The 6,301-nt window shown below is 47.8% G+C and carries 5 protein-coding genes; 4 read left to right on the top strand and 1 reads right to left on the bottom strand.

Annotation, left to right across the window (positions count from 1 at the left end):
• Positions 1 to 2,441 (bottom strand): CoA-disulfide reductase (locus tag PF479_RS09755; protein WP_298005602.1); only part of this gene is annotated, 2,441 nt, incomplete at its 3' end.
• A 291-nt stretch (positions 2,442 to 2,732) separates the two neighbouring features.
• Here PF479_RS09755 and PF479_RS09750 point away from each other — a divergent pair.
• The 4 genes from PF479_RS09750 to PF479_RS09735 all read left to right on the top strand — a co-directional run.
• Entirely contained in the window at positions 2,733 to 3,569 is an 837-nt protein-coding gene (locus PF479_RS09750) for an SMP-30/gluconolactonase/LRE family protein (protein WP_298005599.1), read from the top strand.
• A 256-nt stretch (positions 3,570 to 3,825) separates the two neighbouring features.
• On the top strand, positions 3,826 to 4,767 hold the full coding sequence (locus tag PF479_RS09745) for an NAD(P)/FAD-dependent oxidoreductase (protein WP_298005596.1): 942 nt from the start codon (positions 3,826 to 3,828) through the stop codon (positions 4,765 to 4,767).
• A gap of 3 nt (positions 4,768 to 4,770) precedes the next feature.
• Positions 4,771 to 5,280, top strand: a complete 510-nt coding sequence (locus tag PF479_RS09740) for a (2Fe-2S)-binding protein (RefSeq protein ID WP_298005593.1) — start codon at positions 4,771 to 4,773, stop codon at positions 5,278 to 5,280.
• The coding region (locus PF479_RS09735; protein WP_298005590.1) for an FAD-dependent oxidoreductase at positions 5,277 to 6,301 on the top strand (1,025 nt) is incomplete at its 3' end. The genes PF479_RS09740 and PF479_RS09735, both read left to right, overlap by 4 nt.

Below are 6,301 nucleotides of genomic sequence, written 5' to 3'. Positions count from 1 at the left end.
TCGGCGGCGCCCAGGAAGGAAGCTACTCCTCCGATTTCAACACCCTCCATCAACTCTTCCTCGGCAACGCCCATCACGTCCATGGACATCTGGCAGGCGACAAGATGGATGCCGTTTTTCAGGGCTGTTTCCATCATCTGTTCTACACTGTCCACGCCGAGAGCCTTCATCCTCATGCGCATCATTTTGGCTCCCATGCCGCCCATATTGATCTTGGAGAGTCCCATCTTTGAGCTGTTGGATGGAAGCATCATGCCAAACATTCTGCCCATAAAGTCTTTTTTGACCCGGGGAGCCTTCTTCTTTTTCAGGAACGAGAGGCCCCAGAAGGTGAAAAACAGGGTGACATCTTTTCCAGCGGATATGGCACCATTGGCGATGACCATGGCCGCCAGGGCCTTATCCAGATCGTCGGAAAAGATAATCATACTGGTGCCTTTCTGAGGACCTCCTCCCATTCTGGAGGGAGACGGGGCTCCGCCTTTCTTGATGACCGCAATGACCTTGGGTCCGCTCTGTTCTACAGAAACCACGCTGTTTCCTGTCATCTTGGCCCAGGCATAGACGTCTCTGGCAAAGCCGGGATCTGTGGCTGTTTCACGGATCATCTCTCCGGGCTTGAGGGTTTCCATCTGTTCCCTGAGTTTCAGTACCGGTCCTGGACACTGGAGGCCGCAGGCATTGACTTCAATGGTCCTGATATCTGCTAAGGCAGGATGAGCATGAGGGTCCGACTGATAGAAGTTGTCATCATGACCGATGAAGTCTTTTTCAAAGATGTCTTCATTGCTCTGCTTCTGTGTAGAAAGACTGTAGGTCTTCATTCCGCCTGACAGGTTGTAGACATTGTCTATCCCGTTCTGCCTAATTATCCGTTCAGCCATATAGGCTCTTTTTCCAACCCCGCAAAACACGATGACTTTTTTATCCCGGGGTATTTCGGCGATCCTTCCTCTGATTTCGGGGAGAGATATATTCACGGCCCCCTCCAGAGTCTCAATGCCAAACTCGTCGGCGGTTCTCACGTCTATGAGATAACGCTCATCCCGGGGAATATCATTCAGTTCATTCCAGTGGAGGTGACGGGAGGAACCGTTGAGGATGTTCTCCGCCACAAATCCGGCAATGTTGACTGGGTCTTTGGCTGATGAGTAGGGCGGGGCATAGGCGTGTTCAATTTCCTGCAGGTCATCGATGGTACCGGCATGTCCCAGTATGACGGCAAAGAGGTCAATCCTTTTATCTACTCCCGAGTATCCTACAATCTGGGCTCCCAGAAGCTGGCGTTCTTTATTAAAGATGACCTTAATCGTCATAGGGTCGGCATCGGGGTAATAACCGGCGTGGGAGGTTGCATGAATGACCAGCCTTTGATATTCCCTGTTCATCCTGATCAGCTGTTTTTCAGACAACCCGGTGGAGGCCACTGTCAGGTCAAAAACTTTGGCTATTCCGGTACCGATGGTTCCTCGGTAGCTTTTTTTATTTCCCTGGATGATGTTGTCTGCGACCATCCGTCCCTGCTTGTTGGCAGGTCCTGCCAGGGGGACTCTCAGGGGGTCTCCGGTGATGGGGTTGGGATATTCAGTGGCATCTCCCAGGGCATAGATGTCTTTGTCATTGGTCATCAGGTGGCTGTCGAGTTTGATGCCACCGGTGCTTCCAATTTCCAGTCCAGCTTCAACGGCCAGTTTGACGTCGGGTTTGACACCGATAGACAGGATGATAATGTCGGCTTCGATGACCCTGCTGTTCTGAAGGACAATGTGCACGTTCTCACCCTTGTCTTCGAAGGAGGAGACTCCGTCTTTCAGGTAGAACTCAACCCCCTTCACCTTGAGGTGCTGGTGAACCTCGGCGGCCATTTCATAATCCAGGATATTCATGACCTGTTCGGCTGCTTCCACGATGGTCACGAATATACCCAGCTGGTGAAGACTTTCGGCCATTTCCAGACCGATGAATCCTGCACCGATGATGACGGCTCTTTGGGGCTTCTTCTCTTCTATGAAGGATTTTATCTGATCCGTATCGGGTACGTTTCTGAGGGTGAAGATTTTATCCGAATCAATCCCGGGAATGCCGGGTCTGAGGGGTTCCGCTCCTGGTGACAGGACCAGTTTGTCGTAACTGTCTTCAAAGACTTCCTCTGTATCCAGATTCCTGATGGAGAGGGTTTTCCTGTCCCGGTTGATGGCTATGACATCATGTTTGACCTTAACATCTACATTCAGCAGTTCCGTAAAGCTTTCGGGTGTCTGAACAAAGAGTCTGTCCCTCTCTTCGATTGTGCCGCCTATGTAATAGGGAAGGCCGCAGTTGGCATAACTGATGTAGGCCCCTCGCTCATAAATCCTGATTTCCGCAGATTCATCCAGGCGTCTGAGTCTTGCCGCAGTGGTAGCACCACCGGCAACTCCTCCGATAATTAATATTTTCATATACAGTTCACTCCTGTTTATTCGTTCTATTTTTATAGATATATAAATATGTATATATTAAATAACATATTATGGAGGGCTAGTTCAAGAAGGATTCGTCCTTTTTTTATCTTTTAAAATTTTAAGGCATTGCATAGCAGCTTTCAAGGATAAAGACTATCAGTTAGCCACCATCATATGGTCTTGTTCTGTGCAGCAGCGGTTTGAAAAAATGAGAATCTTTTAAGAAAAATTTGATTCATATCCGGTCAGAGCCATTCCCGGTATATGATGTCGTGTGGGAGAAAATCTATGCAAACATGGTTGGCAGTTGAAGGCAGTAAGAAAACTCAGTTAGGTGAGGGACCTTTGTGGGATGATAAAAATCAGGTTCTTTATTTTGTAGATATTGAAGGTAAAAACATCCGACGATACGATCCTGAATCCAGGAGGGAAGACGTTCTGCCGGCTCCGCAACGAGTGGGCAGTCTATTCCTGGATACAGATTCAAATCTTCTTGCCGCTCTTGAAGATGGAATCTATTATGCCGACAAATGGAAACCGGCCCATCAGAAAATCAAAATAAAAGGGGATCGGTTTAATGACGGAAAAACCGGGCCTGATGGATGTATTTATGCTGGGACCATCGGTAAAGCAAAAGAAGCAGCCTTCTATAAACTGACACCAGGAGGCGAGATCAGCGAGTTATTCAGTGGTATCACCTGTTCCAATGGTCTGGACTGGTCACTCGATGAAAAAACAATGTATTACATCGATACACCCACCCTGAAAATAGACGCTTTTGATTTTGATGGTACTCTGACCAACAGGAGAACCATTTATGAGTTTGGCAGCGGAGAAGGTTTTCCGGATGGCATGTGTATAGATATGAATGGCATTCTGCATGTTGCCTTGTGGACAGGCAGGGCCATGGTCAGCATCGATCCCATCAGCGGCAGAAAGATTGAAACAACATCCCTTCCCAGTTCAAAAATCACCTGTATGGCCTTTGGTGGTACAGATATGAAAACTATGTATATTACAATTGCAGATATTGATAATGGTACTCTCCTGACAGAATCGCTGGCAGGGCAGCTCTTATCAAGGAAATACCATAGCCCCGGCAGGGTTTGTTATCGCTTCGGGTGATGGGTTCACAACGGCCCGGGAGACATTACATCCGGCAGCTTGTCTTTCATTTCCTGCTTTTCAAAAATTAATCAAAAACAGAACTCAATCACAGCGCTCGTCTCTAAAATTGGTAGGATGTAAAATTGCATAAAACTCTGAAATACGTTAAAAAGATAGAATATGTTTTAATTTCATCTACTTATTGACGTTTTATTCAAAAATACATTGGACCAATGTTGTTGAGCATTTTCTTTGGGAGGAGGGGTTGGAAGGAATGGACGAGTTATTTGATATTTTGATTATCGGATCAGGTGTGATCGGTTCGGCTGTGGCCCGTGAGTTATCAAGGTATCAATTGAAAATAGGGGTACTTGAGAAAGAACTGGATGTCTGCAATGAAACCAGCGGCAGAAACTCCGGGGTTATCCATGGTGGATTCAACTACAAGACAGGATCTTTGAAGGCGCAATGCTGTGTGGAAGGATGTTTAGAATTCCAGGAAACCGCAGATGAGCTGGATGTTCCTTTCAAAAGGTGCGGCAAAGTCCTTGTGGGATTTACCGAAGAAGATCTGATAAGCCTCGAAAAGTCAAAGGAACTGGGTGACCGGAACGGTTCTAAAGGGCTCGAAGTCATAGGTGAAGAGCGGCTCAAAGAGCTGGCTCCCTACATCAATGGAAAATATGCGATGTTTTCTCCCTACAGCGGGATTGTGAATCCTTTTCTCTATACTATTGCTCTTGCAGAAAACGCCCGGATGAACGGTGCTGAATTCTTTTTTAAGAATGAGGTCACAGCCATAGACCGCCAGGCTCACTACTTTGAAATCACAACAGCTGAAAGAACATTCAGAACCAGGTGGGTCGTGAATTGCGCCGGTTTGAATTCCGCCGTTATATCTGAAATGCTGGGTATCCCCGGCTACACTATGAGAGGATTCAAGGGTGAGTATTATGTGCTTGATCAGAAAGCCGGAAATTTTCTATCTCTCCCGGCGTATCCAGTTTCCAATCCAAAAATCGGCATGGGTATTCATGCCACTCCTACAGTAGATGGTAATGTTATTATTGGTCCCAATTCAGACCTTGTAAATGATCTTTCGGATTACAGTGTCAGCTCTTCGGGTATGGCAGATTTAATTGAGAGCGGGTCAAAACTATTCCCCCATATTAAAGCGGAGTATATTATCAGGAACTTTGCCGGGGTCAGACCCTAGCTGGTGAATCCGGATACAGGTGAAATTCTGGATTTTGTCATAGAAGCCAGAGATGAAGCCCCTCACACCATAAATCTAGTCGGCATTGAATCCCCGGGATTGACCAGTGCACTGCCTGTAGCCAGAAGAGCGGTCAGGCTTCTGGCGGAGCGGGAACACCTGACTTTAAACAAATCCTTTAATCCCCGCCGGAAGGGGATTGTCTCTTTTTCTGATAAAACCACAGAAGAGCAGGCGGATCTTATAGCAAAAGAGCCGGCCTATGGTGAAATCGTATGCCGTTGTGAGACGATTACCAGAGCGGAGATTCTTCAGGCCCTGAACAACCCTCTGGGTGTCGACACAGTCATGAGCATTAAAAACCGAACCCGTGCTTTGATGGGGCGCTGCCAGGGCGGGTACTGCCAGACCAGAATTGCAGCGATCATTCAGGAAGAAAAACAAAAAGAGCCGACCGAGATTCTCTATTCACGTGGCCGGTCACAAATGTTTACTGGATGGGTACGAGTATGATGAATCCTCAGAAAAAAGACGTCGTCATCATTGGTGGTGGACCGGCCGGATTGGCGGCTGCCGTAGAAATGAGGAAACAAGGTATTGAAGATATTGTCATCCTGGAACGGGAGAGATTCCCCGGAGGTATTCTTCGTCAGTGCATTCATGACGGGTTTGGGCTGATCCGCTTTAAGGCGTCCATGAGCGGCCCCGAATATGCACAGAAATTTATCGATGAAGCCGAAGCCCTGGGAATCGAGTGGCTGACCGAAACGACGGTTCTCAGTATCAGTCCTGGCAAGCAGGTAAAAGCTGTATCCCCGAATGGTCTGGTTCTTTTTCAGGCCAAAGCTGTTGTTTTGGCTATGGGCTGCCGGGAAAGGAGCCGGGGAGCCATCAGCATCCCCGGTGACAGACCGGCGGGAGTGTATACGGCCGGAGTGGCTCAAGCATACATCAATCTGCAAAACACGATGGTGGGTCAGGATGTCATGATCCTTGGTTCCGGGGATATCGGCATGATCATGGCGAGGCGTCTGACTCTTGAAGGGGCCAGGGTCAAAGGTGTTTTTGAGATTCAACCTTACCCGAGTGGTCTCGTAAGAAATATTGAGCAGTGTCTCAATGATTATAATATTCCCCTCTTCCTGAGTCATACTGTCACTCAAATCAAGGGGAAAGAGCGGCTGACGGGCATTACAGTTTCCCGGGTGGATGAAAATCTTAAAATTATTCCCGGGACGGAACAGGATTACTCCTGTGATACCCTCATTTTGTCGGTCGGTCTTATTCCTGAAAACGAATTATCTCTGTCCGCGGGAGTTCAATTGGACCCGCGTACCAACGGGCCTCTTGTGGATGAAAATCTTCAGACGAATGTAGCGGGTATTTTTGCCGCCGGGAATGTCCTTCATGTTCATGATCTTGTAGATTCTGTCTCATTGGAAGCGGAAAAAATGGCTGGATCAGTGATTGAATTCCTGGCAGCAGATTCAGGGGAACCCAGCGCTGTTTCCATCATGACCGATGGAATGATCAG

It is taken from the genome of Oceanispirochaeta sp. (assembly GCF_027859075.1).
Lineage (GTDB): Bacteria > Spirochaetota > Spirochaetia > DSM-2461 > DSM-2461 > Oceanispirochaeta.
This window is presented reverse-complemented; position numbering and strand designations above follow the sequence as displayed.